Annotated in this window: 22 protein-coding genes; 8 read left to right on the top strand and 14 right to left on the bottom strand. The window is 33.8% G+C overall.

Translation table 11 applies throughout. The features are described from left to right. Positions 1-112 precede the first annotated feature (112 nt). The 5 genes from ABEB23_RS03310 to hemN all read left to right on the top strand — a co-directional run bounded on the left by ABEB23_RS03310 (position 113) and on the right by hemN (position 7,883). Positions 113-1,300: an aspartate aminotransferase family protein gene (locus ABEB23_RS03310; protein ID WP_348810950.1), complete on the top strand. Its 1,188-nt coding sequence runs from the start codon at positions 113-115 to the stop codon at positions 1,298-1,300. Positions 1,301-1,618: 318 nt separating this feature from the next. Then, complete coding sequence (locus ABEB23_RS03305; RefSeq protein ID WP_348810949.1) at positions 1,619-3,016, top strand: tetratricopeptide repeat protein; 1,398 nt, start codon at positions 1,619-1,621, stop codon at positions 3,014-3,016. Beyond that, a complete protein-coding gene (locus ABEB23_RS03300; RefSeq protein WP_348810948.1) occupies positions 3,016-3,765 on the top strand; it encodes a shikimate dehydrogenase family protein in 750 nt (249 codons plus the stop codon). The genes ABEB23_RS03305 and ABEB23_RS03300 overlap by 1 nt, the downstream gene beginning before the upstream one ends. A gap of 286 nt (positions 3,766-4,051) precedes the next feature. After that, a complete protein-coding gene (locus ABEB23_RS03295) occupies positions 4,052-6,076 on the top strand; it encodes a DUF349 domain-containing protein (RefSeq protein WP_348810947.1) in 2,025 nt (674 codons plus the stop codon). Between the two features lie 442 nt (positions 6,077-6,518). After that, positions 6,519-7,883: an oxygen-independent coproporphyrinogen III oxidase gene (hemN, locus tag ABEB23_RS03290; protein WP_348810946.1), complete on the top strand. Its 1,365-nt coding sequence runs from the start codon at positions 6,519-6,521 to the stop codon at positions 7,881-7,883. A gap of 160 nt (positions 7,884-8,043) precedes the next feature. On the opposite strand, the gene ABEB23_RS03285 is transcribed toward hemN, so the two are convergent. The 8 genes from ABEB23_RS03285 to ABEB23_RS03250 all read right to left on the bottom strand — a co-directional run bounded on the left by ABEB23_RS03285 (position 8,044) and on the right by ABEB23_RS03250 (position 16,677). Further along, complete coding sequence (locus ABEB23_RS03285; RefSeq protein ID WP_348810945.1) at positions 8,044-8,745, bottom strand: sulfite exporter TauE/SafE family protein; 702 nt, start codon at positions 8,743-8,745, stop codon at positions 8,044-8,046. 9 nt (positions 8,746-8,754) lie between these two features. Further along, entirely contained in the window at positions 8,755-9,204 is a 450-nt protein-coding gene (locus ABEB23_RS03280) for a FixH family protein (protein ID WP_348810944.1), read from the bottom strand. 28 nt (positions 9,205-9,232) lie between these two features. Further along, positions 9,233-10,651, bottom strand: a complete 1,419-nt coding sequence (gene ccoG / locus ABEB23_RS03275; RefSeq protein ID WP_348810943.1) for a cytochrome c oxidase accessory protein CcoG — start codon at positions 10,649-10,651, stop codon at positions 9,233-9,235. 53 nt (positions 10,652-10,704) lie between these two features. Further along, positions 10,705-11,595 (bottom strand): cbb3-type cytochrome c oxidase N-terminal domain-containing protein, encoded by an 891-nt coding sequence (locus tag ABEB23_RS03270; protein WP_348810942.1) that lies wholly within the window; start codon positions 11,593-11,595, stop codon positions 10,705-10,707. 19 nt (positions 11,596-11,614) lie between these two features. After that, positions 11,615-11,794 (bottom strand): CcoQ/FixQ family Cbb3-type cytochrome c oxidase assembly chaperone, encoded by a 180-nt coding sequence (locus ABEB23_RS03265; protein ID WP_315141231.1) that lies wholly within the window; start codon positions 11,792-11,794, stop codon positions 11,615-11,617. 11 nt (positions 11,795-11,805) lie between these two features. Beyond that, positions 11,806-13,986 carry a cytochrome-c oxidase, cbb3-type subunit I gene (gene ccoN, locus ABEB23_RS03260; protein WP_348810941.1) on the bottom strand — a complete coding sequence of 727 codons (2,181 nt, stop codon included), beginning with the start codon at positions 13,984-13,986 and terminating at the stop codon, positions 11,806-11,808. A gap of 3 nt (positions 13,987-13,989) precedes the next feature. Next, the gene (gene ccoS / locus ABEB23_RS03255) at positions 13,990-14,181 is read right to left on the bottom strand and encodes a cbb3-type cytochrome oxidase assembly protein CcoS (protein ID WP_269684238.1); all 192 of its coding nucleotides are present in this window, start codon (positions 14,179-14,181) and stop codon (positions 13,990-13,992) included. Between the two features lie 120 nt (positions 14,182-14,301). Further along, positions 14,302-16,677 carry a heavy metal translocating P-type ATPase gene (locus ABEB23_RS03250; protein ID WP_348810940.1) on the bottom strand — a complete coding sequence of 792 codons (2,376 nt, stop codon included), beginning with the start codon at positions 16,675-16,677 and terminating at the stop codon, positions 14,302-14,304. 111 nt (positions 16,678-16,788) lie between these two features. Here ABEB23_RS03250 and ABEB23_RS03245 point away from each other — a divergent pair, with 111 nt between their 5' ends. Continuing rightward, entirely contained in the window at positions 16,789-17,469 is a 681-nt protein-coding gene (locus ABEB23_RS03245) for a Crp/Fnr family transcriptional regulator (protein ID WP_348810939.1), read from the top strand. A 34-nt stretch (positions 17,470-17,503) separates the two neighbouring features. Here the strand turns inward: ABEB23_RS03245 and mazG are convergent, their stop codons facing one another. The 3 genes from mazG to def all read right to left on the bottom strand — a co-directional run bounded on the left by mazG (position 17,504) and on the right by def (position 19,507). Beyond that, on the bottom strand, positions 17,504-18,277 hold the full coding sequence (gene mazG, locus ABEB23_RS03240; RefSeq protein ID WP_348810938.1) for a nucleoside triphosphate pyrophosphohydrolase: 774 nt from the start codon (positions 18,275-18,277) through the stop codon (positions 17,504-17,506). Positions 18,278-18,361: 84 nt separating this feature from the next. After that, complete coding sequence (locus ABEB23_RS03235) at positions 18,362-18,835, bottom strand: DUF5606 family protein (RefSeq protein WP_348810937.1); 474 nt, start codon at positions 18,833-18,835, stop codon at positions 18,362-18,364. A gap of 84 nt (positions 18,836-18,919) precedes the next feature. Continuing rightward, entirely contained in the window at positions 18,920-19,507 is a 588-nt protein-coding gene (gene def, locus ABEB23_RS03230; protein WP_348810936.1) for a peptide deformylase, read from the bottom strand. 187 nt (positions 19,508-19,694) lie between these two features. On the opposite strand from def, the gene ABEB23_RS03225 reads away from it, so the two are divergent. Continuing rightward, positions 19,695-21,908: an FUSC family protein gene (locus ABEB23_RS03225; RefSeq protein ID WP_348810935.1), complete on the top strand. Its 2,214-nt coding sequence runs from the start codon at positions 19,695-19,697 to the stop codon at positions 21,906-21,908. Positions 21,909-21,976: 68 nt separating this feature from the next. On the opposite strand, the gene ABEB23_RS03220 is transcribed toward ABEB23_RS03225, so the two are convergent. From ABEB23_RS03220 to ABEB23_RS03210, 3 genes are all read right to left on the bottom strand, one after another. Beyond that, on the bottom strand, positions 21,977-23,473 hold the full coding sequence (locus tag ABEB23_RS03220) for a malate:quinone oxidoreductase (RefSeq protein ID WP_348810934.1): 1,497 nt from the start codon (positions 23,471-23,473) through the stop codon (positions 21,977-21,979). 128 nt (positions 23,474-23,601) lie between these two features. Beyond that, positions 23,602-24,018 carry a Holliday junction resolvase RuvX gene (ruvX, locus tag ABEB23_RS03215; RefSeq protein ID WP_348810933.1) on the bottom strand — a complete coding sequence of 139 codons (417 nt, stop codon included), beginning with the start codon at positions 24,016-24,018 and terminating at the stop codon, positions 23,602-23,604. Positions 24,019-24,141: 123 nt separating this feature from the next. Then, positions 24,142-24,768 (bottom strand): PAS domain-containing protein, encoded by a 627-nt coding sequence (locus ABEB23_RS03210; RefSeq protein ID WP_348810932.1) that lies wholly within the window; start codon positions 24,766-24,768, stop codon positions 24,142-24,144. A gap of 292 nt (positions 24,769-25,060) precedes the next feature. Between ABEB23_RS03210 and ABEB23_RS03205 the strand changes: the two genes are divergently transcribed. Next, positions 25,061-25,876: a 2,3,4,5-tetrahydropyridine-2,6-dicarboxylate N-succinyltransferase gene (locus tag ABEB23_RS03205; protein ID WP_348810931.1), complete on the top strand. Its 816-nt coding sequence runs from the start codon at positions 25,061-25,063 to the stop codon at positions 25,874-25,876. Positions 25,877-25,902: the final 26 nt, after the last annotated feature.

Genomic DNA, 25,902 nt, shown 5'->3' with positions numbered 1-25,902 from the left:
GTATCAGTCCTTTTCTAAGACTATACCGAAAATAAGTCTCATAAAATACTCCGTGAACTTTGCAAATCCCGTAGCTTCGAGATTGTAGACTTAGCGATTAAATTACAACAACATGAATCCCGATTTCATAAAATACCAAGCGCAAACTTCTCCTTACCCATTGGGCATGGAAGTTTCACATGCTGTTGGTTCCTATATCTATGATGCCAATAATAAAAAATATTTAGACTTTGTAGCCGGAGTTTCCGCTTGTGCCCTTGGCCACCAACACCCAAGAGTCAATCAAGCTATCAAAGATCAATTAGACAAATATTCACACGTTATGGTCTATGGGGAGTATTCTCAAAGTCCGGCCGTACAATACTGCAAACTAATGGCCTCTCTCCTGCCCGCTCCTTTAGATAAAACCTATTTGGTCAATTCAGGAACAGAAGCTATTGAAGGCGCCTTAAAACTCGCCAGAAGAACTACAGGCAGAAGCCAGTTGATTTCGTGTCACAATGCCTATCATGGGAATACTATGGGCTCAATGAGTGTGATGGGATTTGAAGAGCGCAAACAAATATTTCGCCCACTTATTCCCGATGTTGATTTTATCACTTTCAACAACGAAGACGATTTACAAAAAATAACCACTAAAACCGCCGGAATCATCTTAGAAACTATTCAGGGTGGTGCTGGGTTTATACAACCTCACAACAATTTCCTTAAAAAAGTACGCGAGCGTTGTACTGAAGTAGGTGCCCTAATGATTCTTGATGAAATCCAACCTGGTTTTGGAAGAACAGGAAAACTTTTCGGCTTCCAAAATTATGATGTTGTTCCTGATATTGTAGTTATGGGAAAAGGAATGGGAGGCGGGATGCCTGTTGGTGCTTTCACAGCATCATCTGCGATGATGGACCTGTTAAGTCATGATCCCAAACTTGGTCATATTACGACTTTTGGTGGTCATCCTGTCATTGCGTCAGCCTGCTTAGCGACTTTGAAAGAAATTACTGAGACGAATCTTATGCCTGAAGCTCTTGAAAAAGAAAAGCTGTTCAGAAGTCTTTTGGTACATCCTTTGATAGAAGAAATTAGAGGAAAAGGATTAATGCTTGCCGCAATGACCAAAAGTGCCGATATCACAAATGAAGTGATACTCAAATGTCAAGACAAAGGATTGATTTTATTCTGGTTACTTTTTGAAGGTTGCGCCATCCGAATTACACCCCCACTAACCATTTCCGAAGAGGAAATACGTGAAGGTTGTTCTATAATCCTTGAAGTGATGGATGAAATAATGATTTCTAAATGATGACAGACGATTTTTGATTGCAGAAACATCAAATCACATATTCAATTTATTTAAACAAATAAAAATTTTGGAGTTATTTCCAGTTATTGGCTGTAAATTAAATTCATTAAACTCCAAAGAAAAAAAGAGTCTGGTGAAGTAAGCTTTCTCTTTTTTAAAGAAAAAAGAAAAAGGATTCACACTACTCAAGGGTAGGATATCAGTATTAAACCCAACTATTTTTTGTTAATTAAATTGTTCACAACAATTCTAAACTTCTCCTCTCAACAACACTAAGGTTGCCTAACTTTATTTAGGCCAAATTCAAAAAAACAAAGTATGCAATTAAGCAACGAAGAAGAAGATTATAACTTATCTCTTTCAAAATTTGAGTCGATGTTAAAAACTAACAAAGTGCTCTTTTTTGATTCCGAAGAATTTGAAGAAATTATTCTTCATTATCTCGACATGGGTAAGGCCGCTTTGGCAAAAAAAGCGCTAAAATTAGCATTGGAACAGCATCCAAAATCTACAGGCTTAAAATTAGTTCAAGTAGAAATGCTTGTTTACGATGACAAACTGGAAATAGCTGAAAAGTTATTAAACGAATTGTATGCTATCGAGCCTACAAACGAAGAAATTTATATTCAAAAAGCCAATATTTATTCCAAAAGAGATCAGCACGAAAAAGCGGTTGAATTATTAAAAATAGCTTTACAATATACCGATGATTATGCTGATGTCTATAATTTAATTGGCATGGAATATCTTTTTATGGATAATCTGGAATTGGCAAAAGAAAACTTCATCAAATGTTTAGAAGAAGATCTCGAAGACCAATCAGCTTTATACAATGTAGTCTACTGTTTTGAATTTTTGGATCAAAATCTGGAAGCAATCGCGTATTTAAACAAATACATTGATAAAAATCCATACAGTGAAATTGCCTGGCATCAAATGGGAAGATTGTATTATGGTGTGAAAGACTATGAAAATGCCATTCGTGCCTTTGACTATGCTACCCTAATCGATGATGAGTTTTTGGGTGCCTTTATGGAAAGGGCTAAAGCTTTTGAACGATTAAAAAAATATGAAGAAGCCATCGAAAGCTACAACAGAACTATCGAGCTGGATGACGCTACTTCTTATGCATTGCTTCGAATAGGCAAATGTTATGAGAAATTAGGAAACAAAGCTTTAGCTTTAAAATATTTCAACAAAACAGTTCATGAAGATCCGCTTTTAGACAAAGGATGGATTGCCATTACTGATTTTTATGTACGTCAAAAAAACTTTCAAAAAGCCTTATTTTTTGTCAACAAAGCATTAGCAATTGACAATCAAAATCGCTTGTACTGGAAACGTTACGCTACCATAAACAAACAAATGAACTTTTTTGAAGAAGCCGAATTCGGATACAGAAAAGCAGTAGAATTTGGAGATTACCAATTAGACACTTGGTTATTTTGGGTAGACATCCTTCAGTTTTTAGGAGAATTTGAAAGCGCCATTCAAACTTTACTACAAGCATCTGAATATTTTCCGGAAGAAAATGAAGTCGAATATCGTTTGGCTGGATTGTATTTTATGTTACAGGAAAACACAAAAGCAAAATTCCATCTAAGCAATGCGATGCGATTGAATTTCGATAATTATATTCTGATAGAAGATCTATTCCCAGTGGTATGGGCAAAAAAAATGGTGCAAAATTATATTGCAAAACATAAAAAATTGTAATGACTGAAATAGTAAGAAAACGCTTTGGATTATTAGGACGCAATATTAATTATTCTTTTTCAAAAGGATATTTCACAGATAAATTCAATAATGAGAACTTTGAAGGTTGCAGTTACGAAAATTTTGACATTCCTGAAATAAACTTTTTTACAGAATTGGTAAAAAACAATCCTGATTTAAAAGGATTGAATGTAACAATTCCATACAAAGAAGTGGTAATTCCATTTTTGGATAAGCTATCCAAAAAAGCCGCTGAAATTGGCGCTGTAAACACGATAAAATTCACAAAAAAAGGAAAATTAAAAGGATACAATACAGACTATTATGGCTTTAAAAAATCACTAAAGCCATTACTACAGCCCCACCATAAAAAAGCCTTAATTTTAGGCACGGGAGGCGCTTCAAAAGGGGTTGCTTTTGCTCTGGATGAGCTGGGTATTCTATACACTTTTGTATCCAGAGGAAGTAAAGAAAACGCAGTAGATTACGAAAGAATCAATGCAACAACATTTGATAATTACCAAATCATAATCAATTCCACTCCGGTAGGAACCAGTCCGAATACAGATGCTTTCCCTCTAATTCCTTATGAATTCTTCACAGAGAAGCATATCGCTTATGACCTGATATACAACCCTGCAGAAACTCAATTTTTGAAAAAAGCCAAAGAACAGGGAGCACAGATCAAGAATGGTTTAGATATGCTAATTTTTCAAGCTGAAAAAGCTTGGAAGATTTGGAATAAATAACGACTCAGCTTGCAGTAATATATCTGACAAGTTTTAAAAGACCTAAATGGTCAACTGAAAAAATCATAAACATAGATTCTCTATCTATTTTATGATTTTTTTTATCTTTTTTAGGCCAAGATTACGCCTAAAAACGCATTATTTAAAATCTAAATTCAGATAAAAACAAGAATTTACCTATAAAAACTATTGTAAACAGATTATAAATAGAGTATTTATTTTGTAATTTGATAGTCCTTTAGTATCTTTCGCATTCAATAAAATAGAAACCTTAAACATTGAAAAAATGTTAGAAGAAAAGAATGATAGCCTGCCTACCGCAGATGGAAATTTAGCAAATGATTCGATGGAGTCTACTCAATCCGAAACTCCTGTTTTGGAAAATGCAGTATTGTCTGAAACAGCAAATAGTGATAACGATACTTCCCTATCTGAAGAAGTATTAGTTGATTCGAAAGAAGTATTATCTGAGACGACTGCTCCACTTGAAACAGAAAACCAAAACGTACTTGACGCTATTGCCGAAACAAATGCAGCAGAAAGCGAAGATGAAACGTTGAAAGAACGTCACGATATCCCAATGCTGGATTATGATACATTGTCTCTTGAATCACTCGTAGAAGAACTGAAGAATTTAGTGACCAACGAAAAAGTGATGTCTGTAAAAGATCATGTGGAAGAAATCAAAAAAGCATTTTTAGCAAAATACAATCACCTTTTAGAAGAGAAAAAAGAAGACTTTCTTGCCACAAATCAAGACCCTAACGAAGAATTTCAATATCATTCTCCTCTAAAAACGCAATTTGACAAATTTTACTCTATTTACAGAGACTCAAAAAATTCACATTTCAAGAGTTTACAAACCAATCTAAAAACTAATTTAGAGAACCGATTGGCTATTGTAGAGGAATTAAAAGAATTGATTAATCCACAGGAAAACATAAAAGACACCTTAAAACATTTTAATGATTTAAGAGAACGATGGAAAAATGCAGGACCTATTCCAAAAGACAAATACAATCACGTATGGAATAACTATCATTTTCATGTTGAAAACTTTTATGATTATTTGCACTTAGACAGAGAAGCAAGAGATCTAGATTTCAAACACAATTTAGAACAAAAACAAAAAATTGTGGCTCGTGTTGAAGAACTGATAAAAGAGGCCGACGTAAACAAAGCTTTTCGAGAACTGCAGGATTTACATAGAATTTGGAAAGAAGAGATTGGTCCTGTTTCCAGAGAACACCGTGATGAAATTTGGAATAAGTTTAGTGACTTGACCAAACAAATGCATGACAAACGCGAAATTTTGTTCGAAAATTTGAGAGGAACAGAACTTGAAAATTTAGAGAAGAAAAAAGAAATTATCGCAAAAATTGAGGCTTTAGCAACTGAAAAAGTTAATGCACATTCTCAATGGTTAACTCAAATTGAAAAAGTGGAAGCTTTGCGTACCGCGTTTTTCTCCGCTGGAAAAGTACCTTCTGATGTAAATGAAGAAACTTGGGCAGCATTTAAAACAGCTGTCAGAAACTTCAACACCTTTAAAAATTCTTTTTATAAAGACATCAAAAAAGATCAAACCGATAACTTAAATAAAAAGACAGCTCTTGTTGCCAAAGCTAAAGAATTACAAGAAAGCGTTGATTTTGCAGCTACCACTCCTATCATGAAGCAAATTCAGGAAGAGTGGAAACAAATAGGACATGTTCCAAGAAAATATTCTGATAAAATCTGGAAAGAATTTAAAGATGCCTGTAATCATTATTTTGACAAGCTAAAAGAGCAAAAGAATGAAGAAAACAGTGAAGAAGTAGAAGCTTTTGACAATAAAAAAGCCTATTTGGAGAAATTGAGAGAATATCAATTGACAGGAGATCATAAAACCGACTTAGACGCCATCAAATTACATATCGAAACTTGGAAAAACTTTGGAAAAGTTCCCTTCCCTAGAAGACATATTGAAGGCAAGTTCAATAAAATTTTGGATGCTCTTTTTGAAAAATTGAGTTTGAGTAAAAAAGATACTGAAATGATGCGTTTTTCTAATAGAATGGGACATCTTTCTGAAAGCAATGATACTCGAAAATTAGATAACGAAAAGATTTTCTTGATGCGCAAAATTGAAGAGGTTCAGAATGAAATTTTTCAATTAGAAAACAATATTCAATTTTTCACCAATACCAAAAATGCTAAAAAAGAAAATTCAATAGTTTTAGAAGTTCGTAAAAACATCGCTGTTCATAAAGAAAGCTTAGATGTTTGGAAAGAGAAACTAAAACAATTAAGAAATTTAAAGCAAGAATAATTTTTAAATTTTAAAAAGATAGAGCCTCGAACTGTTATAGTTCGAGGTTTTTTTATAAACTATTCCGGTAATCTAAAAATTTAACTTTCATTTTTGCAAAATTAAATAATGTTCGTTCCTATAAATTGGTAATAACAAATGAAAACAAATCAGATAAAAATCCTAAAAATAGAATTTAAATTTGAATATAAAGAAGTTACTAAAAAGGACACAATTGTCCTTTATTTAATTGAAAATGAGATGAGTAATACAGTTTATTTTTATTAAGGACTTCAAATAACAAAAGAAAAGGATACAAAACATAAAAAATTATATTCTTACTTAACTATTAAATTACTTACCTACTATAACAGGTCGCCAACATGGTATTTTTTGAATATGATAATTATCATTTTAAATCTTTAGGAGTAATGTTACTTTTGACTATTAAAATGATTTTGCCATGAAAAATTCACTGATACAAAAATACAACGTTCCAGGTCCAAGATATACCAGTTACCCTACTGTCCCTTATTGGAATGAAACTGATTTTTCTTATGAAATTTGGATTGAAACCTTAAAAAAATCATTTGCTGAAAGTAATGATTCAGAAGGAATCAGTCTTTATATACACCTACCCTTTTGCGAAAGTCTGTGTACTTTTTGTGGATGCAACAAGCGCATCACAAAAAATCACGATGTAGAAAGCCCGTATATCGAAGCTGTATTAAAAGAATGGGCTCTGTATTGCAAAATACTTGGAGAAAAGCCTACAATAAAAGAAATTCATTTAGGCGGTGGAACCCCTACTTTCTTTTCGACCAAAAATTTAGAAGATTTAATCAACGGTATTCTTTCTCATGCTAACAAAGCCAAAGAGTACGAATTTAGCTTTGAAGGCCATCCTAATAATACCTCTCATGCCCATTTACAAAAACTCTATGACTTAGGTTTCCGAAGAGTGAGTTTTGGCGTTCAAGATTACTCCGCCAAGGTGCAGAAAGCTATTCATCGCGAGCAGCCTTTTCATAATGTTGCCAAAGTCACTTTTTGGGCTAGAGAAATTGGTTATACTTCGATAGGGCATGACATTATTTTTGGATTACCTTTTCAAGAAATTGAAGATGTTATTGATACTATCGAAAAAACAAAATCATTACAACCAGATCGATTGGCCTTTTATAGCTATGCACACGTACCATGGATAAAAGGAAACGGTCAACGTGGCTTCAATGATGAAGATATTCCAAAAGACGAGCAAAAGAGACAGCTATACGAAACCGGAAAACATCTTTTATACGAAAACGATTATCATGAAATTGGTATGGATCATTTCGCTTTAAAAACGGATAGTTTATTTGAATCTTTCGAAAACGGCAAATTGCATCGCAATTTCATGGGATATAGCTCTTCAAAAACAAAACTAATGATTGGATTGGGTGTTTCGTCTATCAGTGATAGTTGGTATAGTTTTGCTCAGAATGTAAAAAAAATAGAAGATTATTATCAAATTCTGGAATGGAATAAGTTACCTGTTTTCAGAGGACATTTATTGACAGATGAAGACCTAGTAATTAGAAAACATATTCTAAATCTAATGTGCCAATTTGAAACTTCCTGGTCTGATAAATCCGCCTATTTTGAAGAAATCCCAACAGTTTTAGACCAGTTGAAAGAAATGGAAAGCGATGGTTTACTCATCTTTAAAAATGAAGGAATCCAAGTTACAGAGGAAGGAAAACCATTCGTACGTAATATTTGCATGGCTTTTGATTTGCTTTTAAAACGTAAAGCTCCTGAAACAGCCTTATTTTCGATGACAGTTTAACAAAATATAATTTATCGTCTACTTAAATAAGAAAAGCACACTAGAACCAGTGTGCTTTTCTTATTTAATATGCTAATATTTTTCTGCCATTCAGGAAATTCGCTGCATAAATCAGGTTTTCTTACTCTATAATTAGATGAACAAAAGAACCAATTATACTTTAATGACAATTTGGATTTTCCTGTACAAATAAGCTCATATTTGTAGGAGAAACATAAGGAATTCCCAATCCCAGCCCACGCAGAATAAATAAGACTCCAATTAATACTCCAACGTATGGAATCGCTTTTTGAATTTTATTTCGAACAGGAATAGTCAGAAAAGAATTGAGATAAACGACGCTACTCATCAACGGTACTGTTCCTAACCCGAATAACACCATATACAAGACACCAAAACCGGCACTTTGCATGGCAATAGCTCCAAATAAAGCTACGTAAACCATTCCGCAAGGTAAAAAACCATTAAGCAATCCGATTGTAAAAAGTGATTTATAACTTCTATTTTTAAACTGACTGCCTAACTTCGTTTTGATTTTAGAAATCACTTTAAAAACAGGTTTTGAAAAATTATACCGAGCAAAAATCCTCTCAGGTATTAAAATGACAACAATTATTGAAATCCCGATAAATATGGAAAGTTTCTGTTGCATTCCTGCTAAGAAAAATCCTTTTCCAATTAAACCAAAAATAAGTCCAATTGTACCATAGGCAAATAATCTTCCTAAATGATAGGTAATAATTTGAGTTGTTTTTTTTACAGGATTATTCCTGTCTACAGGTAACATCAAGGCAATTGGTCCACACATACCTATACAGTGCAAACTACTTATTAAACCAAAAATGAAAGCTGTATAAAACATTATTTAAGTTTATTTTATATAAACAATTTCTTTTGTTAAATAGGATTTTCCGTCATATTGCCATTCCATATTAATATCCCAGCGACCGTCTACCAAACTTTTTTTAGGTATGAGCAAAGTGGAACCAGAAAGCGAAATCGGAACTTCGAAATCCAGCTTTTTGTTAGACGGTCTGTAAAGGGACATATTACCTTTAATTTTTTCTGCAACAAATACTTCGGGGAAAGAAACTAAAATTCCTTCTGAGGTAACAGTTATTGTAGGTTTTTGAGCTAAATCATGGGCGTTTTGTACCCTAATCATTTCGTCTCCAAAATGAGCATCATGTTTATAATATTCCTCAACGACCAAATCATTATCGTATTTGGAATCCGATTGTACTGTAAAAACAAAATACAAAATGAAGGTCATAAATAATGCAAATGCGATTACAATTCCAGTTCCCCAATTGATTTTCATTATTTCTTATTTAAAAATTTATCTTTAATTAGTCAAAACTTCTAGGACTTAAAAAATTTGTCGAAGTAGTTTCAATTTTTTCGTTGCCGTTATATACATCAATTTGCACTTTTGTCTTATCACTTTCCAATAAGTATTGATTGATCTCGATAAACAAAGTACCACTACTCATACCTTGCTTAGGTACTTTTACATCTTGGTTTCCAACCAATTTTAAAGTTCCTTTTATTCCAACTAATTTGAAATGAATATCTTCAAAATCATTATTAGTCTTATTGATAATTTTAAAAGTATAAATATTACTGATGTTTTCCCCTTTATGTTGGAACAATTGACCAGGTAATCTCAAAATAGACGCTTCTACTTCTGTTCTTAAAAACAACATCCCCACCAAAATTCCGATTAGAATAACTAATATAGCTGTATAGCCTTTCATTCTTCCTGTGAATTTGAACTTGGATTTTTTTTCAATTTCATCCTCAGAAGCATATCGAATAAGACCTTTAGGTAATCCGACACTTTCCATAATAACATCACATTCATCAATACAAGCCGTACAATTTACGCACTCTAATTGTGTACCGTTTCGGATGTCAATTCCCGTTGGACAAACATTGACACATTGTTTACAATCAATGCAATCTCCCTTACCTGAAGCTGCTCTGTCTTCTTGCTTATTGAATTTAGCTCTACCAATCTCTTTTTCTCCTCTAACAAAGTCATAGGCTACATTTATTGATTTATTGTCCAATAAAACGCCTTGCAATCTTCCATAGGGACAAGCAATAATACAAACCTGCTCTCTAAACCAAACAAAGACAAAATAAAAAACTGCAGTAAAAATCAGCAAGGCAATTAGTGTACTGGTATTGCTCGCCGGACCTTCTTCAATCATTTTAAGCAACTCGTCACTTCCAATTAAATAGGCTAAAAAAATGTTCGCAATAAAAAAGGAGATAATTAAGAAAATAAACCATTTGATTCCTTTCTTTCTGATTTTTTCAGCATTCCATTCTTGTTTGCTCAAACGAATTTGTGCGCCACGATCGCCTTCAATCCAATACTCGATTCGGCGGAAAACCATTTCGAGAAATATAGTTTGGGGACAAATCCATCCACAAAAAATCCTTCCAAAAATCACCGTAAAAAGAATAATGAAAACTACCCCGACAATCATGAAAAGAACAAACAAGTAAAAATCTTGAGGCCAAAATGGAAATCCAAAAATATTAAATCGACGTTCCAAAACATTGAACATCATGAACTGATTACCATTAATCTTTAAAAATGGATTAACGATAAGTACAATTAATAAAAAATAACTAACCCACTTTCTATAATCATAAAACCGACCAGAGGGTTTTTTAGGAAAAATAACTTTTCTGTGTCCCTTCTCATCAATCGTTCCAATGGTATCTCTAAAAGCTTCGTCCGGTAATTTTGACATTTGTTTATTATTTTAAAGACCAACTTCAGTAAAGAAGTTGGTCTTTCATTTTTTTATTTTGCTGCAGCATCATCAACCCATACTTCCCCTTCTGGAGCTTTTGGATCTACTGGATTACTGCCTTTTAATGAAATTATATAACTGGCAACCTTCTGCATTTCTTTTGGTTTCAGCGTACCTTTCCAGGCTATCATACCCTTTCCGTCACGTCCACCATTATTAATGGTATGAAACAAATTTTTAATTCCACCACCTAAAATCCATTGGTCGTCTGTTAAATTTGGCCCAATCTGTCCTCCAGCATCCGCTCTGTGACAAGCAGCGCAATTCGTTTCAAAAATGGTTTTACCTTCTGCTAAAGCAGCTGCGTCTGTCAATAATGTAACTGTCTTTTCATCCATTAAATCCGGTGCAGTCTTCATATATTCGGCTACTTCAATCTTAGCTTGAGCCATTTCCTTTTTAAGTTCCATTTCTTGGTCATCCGCTCCCATAATCTCAAAACGGACAAGGTAAACTACTGCAAATACAACACAAGCATAGAATAAATATACCCACCATGGCGGTAAATTATTGTCAAGTTCCTTGATGCCATCATAATCATGATCTAACAATAACTGCCCTTCATTTTCGATTGGCTCAGATTTGGTTAAACTTTTCATTAGTTTTTCATACCACTGACTTTCTTTAAAACCAGCCGAATTAGCCTTAGCAAGTTTTGCTTTTTGCTCGTCCGTCAATAACTGATACGTAATTTTATCAATGGCACTTATCGTAATCTCAACCGCTATCAAAAGAAAGAGAAACACAAATAAGAAAAGTGAAACCATCGGAAATTTTATAAAAGCTGGACGATCACCAGAGTCTATAAAATATTCCATTGCTGCAAAAACAGCAAAGAAAATAAGCGGAACTCTAACATATACAGGGATTAATTTTTTCATTTTCTAAATTTTTAAAAAATTATACTATTTGATTGTCATTCAATGGGATTTGACTCATCTCATCAATTTTTTCTTTCTTATAGGAGAAGACCCATAGACCTAGCCCAACAAAAAACAAAAAGAAGATTAATAACGATAGTATCGGATATATCGCAACTCCTGCAATAGTCTCCATATTGTGTTTTATTTGTTCGAACATAACTATTATTATTAATTATCTTTTACTTTAATGTCAGTTCCCAGCCTTTGAATGTATGCAATAATAGCAACAATTTCCCTTTCGTTCATTGGAACAAATTTTTCACCTCTTGCTTGTGCTTTTTTCTTACTGTCCTCGTAACTTTTTACAAAATCAGGGTCATTTTTAAGGCTTTCTTCAATTTGGATTGCCTGTGCTCTTAAATCTTTCTGAGCATTTGCAACTTGTGCGTCAGAATAAGGAACACCTAAACTAACCATAGTTTCCATTTTGGTTTGAGTTGTGGAAGTATCCATTGGTTTATTATCAAATAACCATTTGTATCCCGGCATAATTGACCCTGCAGAAATACTTTGCGGGTTCCAGAAATGGTTAAAATGCCAGTTATCATTGTATTTTCCACCTACTCTTAACAAATCAGGTCCAGTACGTTTGGATCCCCAAAGGAATGGATGATCATAAACAAATTCACCCGCTTTAGATTGAGGACCATATCTTTCAACCTCACTACGGAAAGGACGAACAGATTGAGAGTGACATCCCACACAACCTTCACGAATGTATAAATCACGACCTTCCAACTCTAGTGGAGAATATGGTTTTACACTTGTAATTGTAGGGATATTTGATTTTACCATAATTGTTGGTACAATTTGAATAACTCCGCCAATTAAAATCGCAACTGTTGCCAAAATAGTCAACTGAATAGGCTTTCTTTCTAACCAAGGGTGGAATTTTTCTCCTTTGATTCTTCCACTGCTAATTTTTTGTAATTCTGGTGCCTCAGCTAATTCATCTTCAATTTCTGAACCTGCTCTTACCGTTTGAATAATATTGTAAACCAAAACAAACATTCCTACCAGATACATAGAACCTCCAATAGCTCTCATCCAATACATTGGCATAATCTGAGTTACCGTTTCAAGGAAATTTCCATATGTTAAAGTTCCGTCCGGATTAAACTGTTTCCACATAGAAGCCTGTAAAAATCCAGCAACATACATCGGAAGAGCATATAATATAATTCCTAAAGTCCCTATCCAGAAGTGTAAATTCGCTAATTTGGTAGAATACAAAGTAGTTTTTGTCATTCGTGGTATCAACCAGTAAATCATACCAAAGGCCATAAAACCGTTCCATGCTAATGCTCCAACGTGAACGTGAGCAATAATCCAGTCTGTATAATGCGCAATAGCATTTACATTTTTAAGAGACAACATTGGTCCTTCGAAAGTAGCCATACCATAACCTGTAATTGCTACAACAAAGAATTTTAAAACTGGTTCAACACGAACTTTATCCCAAACACCTCTAAGAGTTAAAAGTCCGTTGATCATACCTCCCCAAGATGGAGCAATCAACATAATTGAGAATACAACTCCTAAATTCTGTGCCCAAGTAGGTAAAGCAGAATACAATAAGTGGTGTGGTCCAGCCCAAATGTAAATAAAGATTAATGACCAGAAGTGTATAATTGATAATCTATAAGAATATACAGGACGATTAGCTGCTTTTGGCACAAAATAATACATCAATCCTAAAAACGGAGTCGTTAAGAAAAATGCCACTGCATTATGACCATACCACCATTGCACTAAAGCATCTTGAACTCCTGCATATACAGAATAACTTTTCATTCCGGAAACCGGTAAAGCCAAACTATTAAAAATATGTAAAACTGCAACAGTTACAAACGTAGCCAGGTAAAACCAAATAGCAACATATAAGTGTCGTTCTCTTCTTTTTATCATGGTTCCAATCATATTGATACCAAATACTACCCAAATTAATGCAATAGCAATATCTATTGGCCATTCTAATTCGGCATATTCTTTTGAAGTACTATATCCTAATGGTAATGAAACTGCAGCTGCAACAATAATTAATTGCCATCCCCAAAAATTCAGATTACTTAAAAAGTCGCTAAACATCCTAGCTTTTAATAATCTTTGTAAAGAGTAATAAACCCCTGCAAACATAGCGTTTCCTACAAAGGCAAAAATAACTGCATTAGTGTGTAAAGGTCTCAATCTACCAAAACTCAACCACGAAATCCCGTCGGTCATGTTTGGAAAAAGAAACATCGTAGCCAGAATAAGTCCAACTAACATCCCCACTACACCAAAAACAATCGTGGCGTAAATGAATTTCTTTACAATTTTGTTGTCGTAATAAAATTGTTGCATTTCCATAGTTTAAATTTGTTTTTCTTCTGTTGTTTGTATTGATTTTGGATTTTCAATTTTGAGTTCATCGTCAAAAAGCATTCTGACAGATGGCGTATAATCATCGTCATACTGACCTGTTTTTACTGCTCTTATGAACGCAATAAAAAAGCCAATAGCAACCAGTATACTAATGGAGATTAATAAATAAATGACACTCATACCTAAAATTATATTAAACAAAAATACTTTTACACGTTCTCAAAAAAAATGACATTTATCATGATTCTGAGCTAATGTTAAATTTATGCAAAAATTTAATACAAAAAACTCCTTTATCCCTTATTTTTTGCTCGCGTAATAATTACTCATAACAGTTACAAAACTCACTATAGTGATGGTACTCAGCGGCATAATAATAGCTGCAACCAATGGTAACAGATTTCCCATAACAGCAAATGACAATCCAACAACATTGTATAATAATGAGAGTGTAAAGCTCATTTTGATCGTTGTAATGGCTTTTTTCGATAATTTCAAAAAATAATCTAGCTTCTGAAACTCATTTGCATCCAAAATAGCATCACAAGCCGGAGAAAAAACATTGACATTTTCTGAAATTGAAATACCAACATTACTTTGCGCCAAAGCCCCAGCGTCATTTAGTCCGTCACCAACCATCATGACATTTTTACCTTCTTTTTGCAACCTTTTGATAAACTCCAATTTCTGTTCTGGCTTTTGATTAAAAATCAATTCCGTCCCATTAGGCAAAAGTGCTTCCAAAGTAGAAAGTTCGCCTTCATTATCTCCCGATAAAACTTTGATCTCATAGTTCACGCTTAATTTCTCAAAAAGCGAGGCCAACCCCTCTCTATATTGATTATTGAAAATGTATTTTCCAAAATAAGTTTCATTGATTTTTATGTGAACCGAAGTTTGTTGTATATCATCTTCATCATACAAGCCTACAAAATGGTCAGAGCCAATTAAAATAGAAATCCCATTTACCTGAGCTTTAATTCCTTTACCCGTAATTTCTTCAAAATCACTAATCTTAATCTTTTTACCATCAGGCAAAAAATCATATAACATTCTACTCAAGGGGTGATTGGAAGCTCGAAGCACATTTTTCACAATCAAAAGATTCTCCTCTGAAAGAACTTTTCCTTCATATGAAATATTTGATTTTTTATTAGTGGTGATAGTTCCTGTTTTGTCAAATACGATGGTATCCACTTTCGCCAATTGTTCGATGACCAGAGCGTTTTTAAGATAGAATTTCTGTTTTCCTAAAATACGTAAGACATTCCCCGTTGTAAATGGTGCGGTTAGTGCCAAAGCACAAGGACAAGCTACGATGAGCACTGCAGTAAAAACATTGAAAGCTGTATTAGCATCAATAAAAATCCAATAGCCAAATCCCGCAAAAGCAATCAGCAACAATATTGGTGTAAAATAACGGGAAATTCGATCAGTTATGTTTTTATGTTTTTGCTCTACATTTTTTTGAAAAACATCATTGCTCCACAATTGAGTTAAGTAACTTTGGGAAACCGAATGCAAAACTTCCATTTCAATCACTTTACCAATCTGTTTACCACCTGCAAATATCTTATCTCCAGATTGTTTTGTTATTGGAATAGCTTCTCCAGTAACGAAACTATAATCAATCTCAGCTTTTTCCGACATTAATATTCCATCAACAGGAATAAGTTCTTGGTTTCTGATTAACAGGCGATCTCCTTTTTGAATATCGTAAACAGGAACACTCTCTTCTGAAGTATCAGAATTGATTTTGGTTATAGCAATAGGAAAATAAGATTTAAAATCTCTTTCAAAACTTAAAAAACTATAGGTTTTGATTTGGAACATTTTACCCAAAAGCATGAAGAAAATCAAACCTGTCAAACTATCAAAAAAGCCAGAACCATAATCCATAAGAATATCTACGGTGCTTCGCACAAACATCACTACGATCCCTAAAGCGATAGGAATATCAATATTGAGCATTTTTGATTTGATACTTTTATATGCCGACACATAATATCCACTAGCCGAATATAAAAAACTTGGCAAGGATAAGGCAAAAATCAACCAACGAAAAAATCCACGGTATTGATCCAACCAATATTCTTTAACCTCAAAATACTCCGGAAATGATAGTAACATAATATTTCCGAAACAAAAGAATGCCACACCCAATTTATAGGTCAGACTTCGATCAACATTATCTTTACCTGTCTCATAGTTCTCCAGACTTATGTAAGGTTCATAGCCAATAGAACTCAAGAGATAAACAATATCTTTGAGTGAAACCGTTTCGGGATTATATGTAATTCGTACTTTCTTTTGGGGAAAATTAACTTGAGAGGTATTTATTCCTTTTTGAAGACGTTGTAGATTTTCCAAAATCCAAATACACGAGCTACAATGAATATGAGGAATGCTAAGTGAAACAATAGCCGTTGCACTCTCTTTGAATTCCAAAAGTTTTGAAACAATATTTTCATTGTCTAAAAAATCATATTTACCATTAATATCTAAGGGGGTTGCTCCAGGTGATTTTTCAAAATCATAATAGCAAGTCATATCATTGAGACTAAAAATTTCATAGACGGTTTTACAACCCGTGCAACAAAATTCTTTTTCGTCAAAAATAATTTGTTCTGTTTTTACAATATCTAAACCACAATGGAAACAGTTTGATGTGTCCATATATTTGCTCATTTTACCTGCTACAAAGATTACAAATTGAATAAGTTAAAAATATGACATTTGTCATATAAATGCTTAAATTTGCAGAACTAATTAAGCCCTTTTTTTATTATGAGCAAATGTGAACAATGTATCGTCAGAGAATTCAGCTCTTTGAAAGCACTCAATAAAGACGAGTTAGTAAAACTTTCCGATTGTAAAACATCGCATACCGTTAAAAAGGGAGAAGTGATTTTTGAAGAAGGCGAAACCATCAATGGCATTTATTGTGTAAAAGATGGTATTTGCAAACTAACCAAATTGAGTCCAAACGGAAAAGATCATATCGTTAAACTAATTAAAAAAGGAGAATTACTTGGACAACGTTCTATGATTAGTGACGAACCAGTAAACTTGACAGCAGTAGCACTTGAAGACATGGAAGTTTGTTTTATTCCAAAAACAGAAGTTATGGGATTCTTCGATAAAAACAATCAATTCTCCATGAATGTAATGAAGACTATCTGTGGTGACTTGAAAGATGCTGATGATCATATGGTTAATATGGCCCAAAAAACCGTAAAAGAAAGACTGGCTGAAACCTTGCTTTACCTATTGGACACTTTCGGAAAAAACGATGACAATACCTTAAAAGTACAACTTTCAAGAGATGAATTAGCAAGCATGATCGGAACAGCTACAGAAAGTTGTATTCGTTTATTATCTGATTTTAATAAACTGGGATTAATTGAATTGTCTGGTAAAAAAATTATTTTGAAAGATATCAATAAGCTCAAAAAGATAGCCGATTAATCAATATCTCTTCTGAAATGAAGCAAAAAGTATATTACAACTTCTTTGCTTCGTTCCAAAAAACATCCATTTCGGCCAACGTCATATCCATCAGTGGCTTTCCTAGCTCCTCTGCCTTACTTTCCAAATATTGGAAACGTTTAATAAATTTTTTATTAGTTCGTTCTAAGGCATCTTCAGGATTTACATCCAGAAATCGCGCATAATTAATCATAGAGAACAGTACATCTCCAAACTCGGCTTCTATTTTATCCTGATTCCCAGTTTCGACCTCCACTTGCAATTCCTGCAATTCTTCCTGTACTTTGTCCCACACCTGATGCGGTTCTTCCCAGTCAAATCCAACACCTTTCACTTTATCCTGAATCCTACTCGCTTTAACTAGCGCAGGTAAGCTTTTAGGAACACCTTCCAAAACGGACTTTTTACCTTCTTTTAGTTTCAGTTTCTCCCAATTTTGTTTTACTTCTTCTTCGTCTTTTACTACAACATCACTATAAATGTGAGGATGACGGTGGATCAGTTTTTCGCAAATCTCATTACACACATCAGCCATATCAAAATCATTCGTTTCGCTTCCAATTTTAGCATAAAAAACAATATGCAATAACAAATCGCCTAACTCTTTTTTGACTTCGTTTAAATCATTGTCTAAAATTGCATCTCCTAATTCGTAGGTTTCCTCTATGGTGAGATGACGCAGAGTCTGCATGGTTTGCTTCTTGTCCCAGGGACATTTCTCACGCAAATCATCCATAATATCTAATAATCTTTCAAAAGCCTGAAGTTGAAGTGTTCTTGAGTTCATTGCGTTTTTTGGTTTTTGTAAAAATAAAAAAATCCTGTCAAGAAATCATCTTAACAGGATTAAATATAACTTGTAAAGCAGAATTTATGCTTTTTTAGCTTTTGCTTTTTTTGGTTTTTCAACAACAGTCTCTTCTGCTGCAACTGATACTTCAGTGCTTTCTGCTGCAGGAGCCTCATCCGTAACCAATCCTTTATTTTGAAGAATATTATACCAGTTCAAAACTTTTTTGATATCAGAAGGATACACTCTGTCTTCATCATAATCAGGTAAAATTTCTTTAAAGTATGCAGCCAAAGTAGCATTATCTTCTTTATGAGAAATTGCCTGACCTTTATTTTCCTTTGCCGCAATTTTTCCCATTATTTCAGGCAAAGGTTTTTCTCCTTCATGCGTATAAATTGAAATCTCTGACAATAGACTTACATTACTTTTTAAGTTCACTGTAATTCTTTTTCCATCTAATAATGATTCTGCAACAAAACCAGTACGTGTTTGTACTTTTAATACATATAAACCCGGTTTCCCAGAAATGGCTAATATTTTTTCTAAATTCATGCTTGTTTAATTATTATTAAGAATTCAATTATTTTTTTCCTTTAAACCCAAAAACCATACCAAGGTAGGCTAATCGCGATCTTTTTATCTCCCTTTTTTACCAAAAAATTTCATTCGATACTCCTGAAATGTTTTTCCTTCCAAAATATTTTTCAATTTCTTTTGAATCAAACGTTTTTTAAGTGATGAGATTTTGTCTGTAAACAAAATACCTTCAATATGATCGTATTCGTGTTGAATTACCCTTGCTATCAAACCATCAAAAACTTCGGTTTTCATAACAAAATCCTCTTCACAATATTCAATAGTAATGGTTGGATTTCTATATACATCTTCTCTAACGTCCGGAATACTCAAACATCCTTCGTTAAAACTCCATTCCTCTCCTTCTTCTTTTATCATTTTTGCATTGATAAAAGTTCTTTTAAACCCATTCAAACTTTTTTGTTCTGACTCGGCCAAATCCTCATCATCACTGAAAGGTGTCGTATCGATGACAAACAAACGAACAGCTAGACCTACCTGAGGTGCAGCAAGCCCAACTCCGTACGCATTATACATCGTTTCGTACATATTAGCAATCGTTTCTTTTAAGTTTGGATATTCCGGTGACAGATTTTCTCCTACTTTTCTTAAAACTGGATCGCCATAACCTATAATTGGTAAAATCATTATTCTTGTATTAAGTATTATCGACTGTAAATTAAGAGTTTTTACCCTTAATTTAAGTTTGCAAAAATAGTAAAAAAATAGACATTCAATTATCCATGACGAAGAATTAAATTTAGTTTTTAAATCAAACGGGATAATTACATAAACAAATGGTACAATTCTTACCTTTGCAGTGAATCTCTATTTTATGATTGATCAAATCCAAAAATTTACCGAAAGCACTTATTTCACCAATGCTTTAAAAATCACAATAGCAGCTGTTATTCCTGTTTTATTGCTTTCTTTTTTAGGTAATTTCCAAATTGGTTTTATCATAGCCCTTGGTGCTTTTTTTACCTACCCCAGCGATATCCCCAGTAGTCCGAAACATAAAATCAACGGGATATTGGTTACCGCTTTTCTGGTCTCCGGGGCCAATTTGCTCATCAATATTGTATATCCCTATCCTTGGATCTTTTATCCTTTTTTAGCAGTACTAATCTTTTTCCTTTCCATGCTTTCAGTTTATGGACAACGGGCAACATTAGTTTCCTTTTCGGCATTACTTTCTGTTTCCTTAGCATTTGCACATATAAACACTGGCTGGGCAATGGTACAGCATTCGGCATTAATCCTTATTGGTGGTTTATTTTATCTGATAATCTCTCTCATTTTCCACTACATCAGACCGTATCGTTATGTCGAATTAGAAACGGTACACTGTATTCAATTAACGGCGAAATATCTAAAACTGAGAGGTGATCTCTGGTCTCCTGCTGCCGATAAAAAAGCGATTATAGAAAAACAATTGCACCTTCAGGTTGAAATCAACACGATACATCAAAACATAAGAGAAGTCCTTATCAATAATCATATGACTTCCGGTTCGTCCAACCAAAACCGAAAACTGCTTATTGTTTTTGTATCCTTGGTAGAAATTCTGGAATTAGCATTATCGACTTCATTCGACCATAATAAATTACATTTAAAATTCAGTAATCACCCTAAAGTGCTACTGACCTATCAGAACCTGGCATACCATCTTGCATCGAATTTAAAACAATTATCCAAAAGCGTAAAAAAGAGACATAAATACATTCCTAAGCACAATCTTATAAAAGATTTGAATGCCTTGGAGCTTGCTATTTTGGATTATGAGAATTTATTAGGCAAAATTCCTGCTTCCGAAGGAGTTTTCATGCTCACGACCATGTTGCAATATGCCGAAAAGCAAGTAGAAAAAATCAAAATTGTGGAACGGGCTTTTTCTTCTGCTGTACAATCGCAGGATTTTAAGGAGAAAGATAAAGATTTAGAAAAATTTCTAACGCCCCAACACTATTTGTGGAGTACTCTGATTGAAAATTTAAGTTTTTCCTCCACTCTTTTCAGGCACTCCTTGAGACTAACTATCACTATTTTGATTGGCTTTGTCATTAGTAAAATACTGCCCTTTCAAAACGTATATTGGATATTGCTTACTATTGTTGTTATCATGCGACCTGGTTATGGTTTAACCAAAAACCGATCATTTCATCGAATTTTCGGAACTATTTTGGGCGGAATAATTGCTTTTGGGATTCTTTATTTTGTTCATAATAATATTGCAATAAGCATTTTTGCTATTTTGTCAATGCTTTTAGGATTTGCCTTCACACACACCAATTATAAAGTCAGTGCGACCTTTGTCACGATGTATATCGTTTTTATTTATGGAACACTTACTCCAAATATAGGCGCTGTGATTGAATATCGAATTTTAGACACCCTAGTTGGAGCGACTTTAGCTTTTTTGGCCAATCAATTTTTATGGCCTTCCTGGGAATTTTTAAATATTCCGATTTATTTGAGAAAATCCATTAAAGCAAATCAAAAATACCTGAAAGAAATCTCTATTTTTTACAATAAGAAAGGAACTGTTTCAACGGCTTACCGATTGGCAAGAAAAAATGCTTTTATTGAAATTGGAAATTTGATGGCATCTTTCCAAAGGATGGCGCAAGAGCCTAAATCAAAACAAAAACAACTTCCTCAAGTATACAAACTGGCCGTTCTTAACCACACATTGCTATCGTCATCCGCTTCATTAGGAACGTACATTCAATCACACAAAACTACTACCGCATCGGAAGCTTTTAATGTGGTGGTCGATACAGTTATTAAAAATTTGGATGATGCCATAGCAATTTTGAAAGAAGAACCAATTATTACAAACGAAAGTTCTCCCAAAACTGATCTGGCCCTACGTTTTACAGAATTAAAAAACATACGCGCCCGCGAATTAAAAGAAGGCGAGCCAATAGATGAAGAAGCTTTTTTGTTAAAAATGCAGGAAGCCCAATTGGTTATTGAACAGCTAATATGGCTTACAAATCTGTCTGAAAACATTGTAAAAAGCACAAAAAATCTGATGATTATCTAAAATCAAAAAAGGCGCTGAAATTAGAAATAAATCTAAAATTCAGCACCTTAATCTCTATTAACAATTTTCTAATTATTCAATTTCAGGACTTCTCCGGTATTCTTTCTTATTTCATCTAATAAGTCCGGATTGTCATTTAAAGTTTGTCCAAAAGAAGGAATCATTATTTTTAATTTTTCCTGCCATTCAGACGTCTCCAACTTTTCCTTAAAACATCTGCCCACTAAATCAATCATGATAGAGACCGCTGTTGAAGCCCCGGGAGAAGCTCCGAGTAATACGGATAAGGTTCCATCTGCAGTCGTAATTACCTCAGTACCAAATTCTAAAACCCCACCTTCTTTTTCATCTTTTTTGATTACCTGAACTCTTTGACCAGCTCTTTCTATTTTCCAATCTTTAGATCTTGCATTAGGAACATATTCTCTTAGAGCATTTATTCTGTCTTTCGGTTTTAGTCGTACCTGCTCAATCAAATATTTAGTAAGCGGAATATTTTTGTAACCCGCAACAACCATTGGAATGATATTATCCACTTTTATAGACAATGGTAAATCAGAATAAGAACCGTTTTTCAAAAAACGAGTAGAAAACCCTGCAAAAGGCCCGAAAAGCAATGCTTTTTCGCCATTTATCATTCGGGAATCAATATGAGGAACAGACATTGGAGGAGCTCCTACACTTGCTTTTCCATATACCTTAGCTTCATGTTTTGCAATCACTTCAGGATTTGTACATTTCAACCATTGGCCACTTACCGGAAATCCTCCGTACCCTTTTCCTTCCGGAACATTTGCTTTTTCTAATAAAGGTAGTGAACCACCGCCAGCACCAATAAAAACAAATTTAGTATATACTTTCTTCTTTTGGCCTGAAGCCAAATCTGTAATTTTTATTCTCCAAGATTTATCCTCACGCTGTTTCATTTTTCGAACTTCGTGATTAAAATGCATCGTTACGCCCTCTAATTTAGTCAAATAATTGAACATACTTCTGGTTAATTCCCCAAAATTCACATCTGTTCCAATTTCCATTGAAGTGGCAGCAAATTCTCCTGATTCATCTCTGCCTTCCATAACCAAAGGCATCCATTCTTTTATTTGGGAAAAATCATTACTAAAAGCCATATCCTTAAACAATGCATTGGATTGTAGGGTTTCAAACCTTTTCTTAAGATAGGCTACATTCTTCTCTCCCCAAACAAAACTCATGTGCGGTATGCTCTTAATGAAATTTTCAGGAGAAGCAACTTTATTTTGTTGCACTAAATAAGCCCAAAACTGTCTGGATACTTCAAAAGACTCGGCAATACTAATCGCTTTTTTAGGATTTATATTTCCGTCTTCATTTTCAGGAGTATAATTAAGTTCACAAAATGCTGAATGGCCTGTCCCGGCATTATTCCAGGCATCAGAACTTTCTGCGGCAGCAATATCTAATCTTTCAAAAATGTCAATTTTAATATCTGGCTGTAACTCTTTTAAAATTACCCCAAGTGTGGCGCTCATAATCCCGGCACCTATAAGAACAACTTCTGAATTTGAACGAATGGTTTTATCTGGCATAACTATAATTTTAAAAGGCGCAAATTTACTTCATTTTTTCGCAAAAAATATAACAAACAATTGTTAAAAAGTGGTAAATTTCACGTGGTTATGCCGTCTTTTAACCAAATCACAAAAAAGATGATTTCCTAAAACGTTTTCCTTGACAAATAATCCTGCAACATTATCGTTGCTGAAATTTCATCAATAAGAGCTTTGTTCTGGCGTTGTTTCTTTTTAAGACCGCTGTCAATCATTGTTTGAAAAGCCATTTTTGAAGTAAAACGCTCATCTACCCGAATGACTTTCATATCCGGAAAATGGTTCGTAAAATGAGTCACAAATCCTTTGATAATTGAGGCGCTTTCGGAAGGTTCCCCGTTCATTTGCTTGGGCTCACCTATAAGAACTGCTTCTACTTTTTCTTTGGCAAAATAGTCTTTCAAAAAAGCAATCGCAGTCTGGGAAGGAATAGTTGTTAAACCCGAAGCAATAATTTGCATTTCATCGGTAACAGCAATTCCGGTGCGTTTTTGTCCGTAGTCTATAGAGAGAATTCTTGGCATTTGATAAATATATTTGCAAAGATACATAAAGTAGCAGTTTCCCCAATTATAAAAAAATCCGTTTCGAAAAGACGAAACGGATTTACACTAATGATAACTTTTTGTAAATTAAATTAAAGAAGACTATCTATTAAAAAATCGGCTAAAAAAGCCCCTTCCTTCTTCCTCTTCTTCTATAATAGTTTCAGGTTTTTGAAACGTTTGTTGCGCTTTTTCATGTTCAAAAATCAACTCTTTAATGTATTCAACATAAGTTCGTTTTTTTTCTTCCAGAAAGCCTATCAGGTATTTTTCGCTGTATTCTATTCCACTGGCAGCTTCAATTTGTAATAATTTTTTATACAAAGGCTCAATATGCAGCGATATAATCTCTTGAGGCACCGCTCTTCTTCTTCCGAAATGGTTTACAATTTCCCCATTTTCATCTCTTGAAGCTTCAAAATCAGTAATGACCCAATAATACCGCCCTGACTTTGCCAGATTTTTTACTATCGCATGAAAATTATTTCCTAATTTAAGATTTTCCCACAAAACTTTAAAGATAACCTTAGGCATATCCGGATGCCTGATTATGCTGTGCGGTTGTCCCATTAGCTCATAATCTTCATACCCACAAACATCAACAAAAACTTCATTTGCATACTCAATTATACCAAACTGATTGGTTTTGCTCATAATAACTTGAGTTTTATCCCAAGAAACTTCTTTATCAATGATTGCTGGTCTTTTTAATAACTGGTTTTGATCCATACTTTTTAACTATGATTTTGTTTTAAAATTAAAATAGTGATGCTGCAATACATCAGTAATACGGGCCAAAAGTATTTAGAATTAAAAACACAGAACATGATTTTTGTCATTTGAAAAAACAAATCCAAACCAGTTAACTATTTTGTAGGAAAAACTTAATTCCGACCGCTACTTTTCTAAAATTATTAACCCAAATACCTGTATTTAACAAAAACAATAAATATGTTACTATTACATAAACAGAGTTTGTTTTAAAAAAAATCGAATTATATTTGTGAAAAATTATCTAAACATGAATCCATTACAAACTATTATAGAACAAGCTTGGGAAAACAGAGCTTTGTTACAAGAAACAACTACCACTGATGCAATCAGAGAAGTTATTGAATTATTAGACTCGGGAAAATTACGTGTTGCCGAACCAAAAGGTGATGGATGGCAAGTAAACGAATGGGTAAAAAAAGCTGTGGTTATGTATTTTCCGATTCAAAAAATGGAAACATTAGAATCAGGAATTTTTGAATATCATGATAAAATGTTACTCAAAAGAGGTTATGCAGAAAAAGGAATTCGTGTAGTTCCTAATGCTGTAGCGCGCTACGGTGCTTACATTTCAAGCGGTGTTATTTTGATGCCAAGTTATGTAAACATTGGTGCCTATGTAGACGAAGGAACAATGGTAGATACTTGGGCAACAGTAGGAAGTTGTGCTCAAATTGGTAAAAATGTACATTTAAGTGGTGGTGTAGGTATTGGTGGTGTTCTTGAGCCATTACAAGCCGCTCCGGTAATTATTGAAGACGGTGCTTTTGTTGGTTCCCGTTGTATCGTTGTTGAAGGTGTTCATGTAGGAAAAGAAGCTGTTCTTGGTGCCAACGTTTGCTTAACAGCGTCTACAAAAATTATTGATGTAACTGGAGATACTCCTGTAGAAATGAAAGGTTATGTTCCTGCCCGTTCTGTAGTTATCCCTGGAAGTTATACCAAAAAATTTGCTGCTGGTGAATTCCAAGTGCCTTGTGCTTTGATTATTGGAACTCGTAAGCCTTCAACAGATTTAAAAACTTCTTTGAATAATGCTTTACGTGAATATGACGTAGCGGTTTAAATTCGTTTGTAATAAAAAATATTGTA

The organism is Flavobacterium maritimum, from assembly GCF_040049085.1.
Taxonomy (GTDB): Bacteria; Bacteroidota; Bacteroidia; order Flavobacteriales; family Flavobacteriaceae; genus Flavobacterium; species Flavobacterium maritimum.
The sequence above is the reverse complement of the archived record's forward strand: the minus strand, read 5'-3'. Positions and strand labels throughout refer to the sequence as shown.